Origin of the sequence: Pseudomonas sp. K5002, assembly GCF_013386655.1 — a bacterium.
GTDB lineage: Bacteria > Pseudomonadota > Gammaproteobacteria > Pseudomonadales > Pseudomonadaceae > Aquipseudomonas.
Window position 1 is genome coordinate 1 of the sequence record NZ_JACARK010000921.1, and the last position, 2441, is coordinate 2441.

At 62.0% G+C, this 2441-nt stretch carries 2 protein-coding genes; both read right to left on the minus strand.

The window, feature by feature from the left end:
• Positions 1–306: XdhC family protein (locus HX846_RS31015; RefSeq protein ID WP_306173175.1), on the minus strand; the 306-nt coding region annotated here is incomplete at its 3' end.
• 101 nt (positions 307–407) lie between these two features.
• The coding region (xdhB, locus tag HX846_RS31020; protein ID WP_178966857.1) for a xanthine dehydrogenase molybdopterin binding subunit at positions 408–2441 on the minus strand (2034 nt) is incomplete at its 5' end.

Sequence of the window (2441 nt, forward strand, 5' to 3'; positions counted from 1 at the left end):
CACCTGGCCCATGGGTTCGAACAACAGCACCGTCACGCCGCCGCAGCACTGGCCCAGGCTGGCGCCGAGGCTGAAGCGCTCCAGGTGGGTGTTTTGCTGGCCGCGCACAAGCATGTCCCGGGCGATCTGCATCGCCTTGTATTCCAGGTGCCCGCCACCGATGGTGTCGAAGGTGTGGGCGGCGCTGATCACCATCTTCGAACCGGCGTTGCGCGGCGTGGAGCCGAGCTCTTCGATGATGGTCACCAGCACGCAGGGTTCACCCTGGTTCTGCAGGTCGGCGAGGGCGCTGATCCAGTTGTTCATGTTTACCTCAACATCTCTGTTGTCAGTTCGACCGCCTTCGCGAGCAANNAAAAAAAAAAAATTGGGGGGGGGGGGCTTGCTCGCGAAGGCAGCGCCTCGGTCTAAAGCGAAGCCAGCTCGGTTTCCGTTTCCACAGCTTTTGCAGCGGTCAGTTGGCGCATCTGCTCACAGCCCCACAACACCCGCTCCGGCGTCGCCGGTGCATCGATCTTCGGCTGATGGCGATAGTCACCCAGGCTCGCCACGGCGTCCTTGATCGCACACCACGAGGCAATACCGAGCATGAACGGCGGCTCACCCACGGCCTTGGAATGGAACACCGTGTCTTCCGGGTTCTTGCGGTTTTCCACCAGCTTCACCCGCAGGTCCAGCGGCATGTCGGCCACCGCCGGGATCTTGTAGCTGGCCGGGCCGTTGGTCATCAGCTTGCCCTTGTTATTCCACACCAGCTCTTCCATGGTCAGCCAACCCATGCCCTGGATGAAGCCGCCTTCGACCTGGCCGATGTCGATGGCCGGGTTCAGCGAGGCGCCCACGTCATGCAGGATGTCGGTGCGCAGCATCTTGTACTCGCCGGTCAGCGTGTCGACGATCACCTCGCAACAGGCCGCGCCGAACGCAAAGTAGTAGAACGGCCGCCCACGTGCCTGGCTGCGGTCGTAGAAGATTTTCGGGGTCTTGTAGAAGCCCGTGCTGGAGAGCGACACCTGGGCGAAATATGCCTGGTGGATCAGCGCTTCAAAGGTCAGGATGTGATCGCGGACCCGCACATGCCCGTTGTGGAATTCAACGTCGGCCTCGCTGACTTCATATTTGCGCGCGGCAAACTCCACCAGGCGCTGCTTGATGGTTTCGGCAGCATTCTGTGCGGCCTTGCCGTTCAGGTCGGCGCCGCTGGAAGCCGCCGTCGGCGAGGTGTTGGGCACCTTGTCGGTGTTGGTGGCGGTGATCTGCACGCGGTCGATTTCCACCTGGAAAATCTCGGCCACCACCTGCGCGACCTTGATGTTCAACCCCTGGCCCATCTCGGTGCCACCGTGGTTCAGGTGGATGCTGCCGTCGGTGTAGATGTGGATCAGCGCACCGGCCTGGTTGAGGAAACTGGCGGTGAAGGAAATGCCGAATTTTACCGGCGTCAGGGCCAGGCCTTTTTTCAGGATCGGGCTGTTGGCGTTGTAGCGACGGATCGCTTCGCGGCGCTCGAAATACTGGCTGCTTTGTTCGAGTTCGGCGGTCATCTCTTCGAGCATGTTGTGCTCGACGGTCTGGTAGTAGTGGGTGACGTTGCGCTCGGTCTTGCCGTAGTAGTTGGCCTTGCGCACGGCCAGCGGGTCGAGGGCCAGGTGTCGGGCAATCGCGTCCATCACTTCTTCGATGGCGACCATGCCTTGGGGGCCGCCGAAGCCACGGTAAGCGGTGTTGGAGGCGGTGTTGGTCTTGCAGCGGTGGCCGTTGACAGTGGCGTCGCCCAGGTAATACGAGTTGTCGGAGTGGAACATTGCGCGATCGACAATCGAGTTCGACAGGTCCGGTGAGCAACCGCAGTTGCCCGCCAGGTCCAGGTTGATGCCGTGCAGCCGGCCACTGTCGTCGAAGCCTACGTCGTACTCGATATAGAACGGGTGGCGCTTGCCGGTCATCAGCATGTCTTCGACACGCGGCAGGCGCATTTTGGTCGGCTGGCCGGTGAGGCGTGCGACCACCGCACACAGGCATGCCGGGCTGGCGGCCTGGGTTTCCTTGCCGCCAAAACCACCGCCCATGCGGCGCATGTCGACCACGATTTTGTTCATCGATACGTCGAGTACTTCGGCCACCAGCTTCTGTACTTCGGTGGGGTTTTGCGTGGAGCAGTAGACGATCATGCCGCCGTCTTCGGTGGGCATCACCGAGGAGATCTGGGTTTCCAGGTAGAAGTGTTCCTGACCGCCGATGTGCAGGGTGCCCTGGATACGGTTCTTCGCGGTCGCCAGTGCGCCCGCCGAATCACCGCGCTGGTGGGTGTGGCTGTCGAGCACGAAATGTTTTTTGCGAAACGCCTCGACCACGTCCAGCACCGGCTCCAGGTCTTCGTATTCGATCACAGCGGCCATCGCCGCCTTGCGTGCGGTTTCCAGGTCGCGGGCGGCGACGGC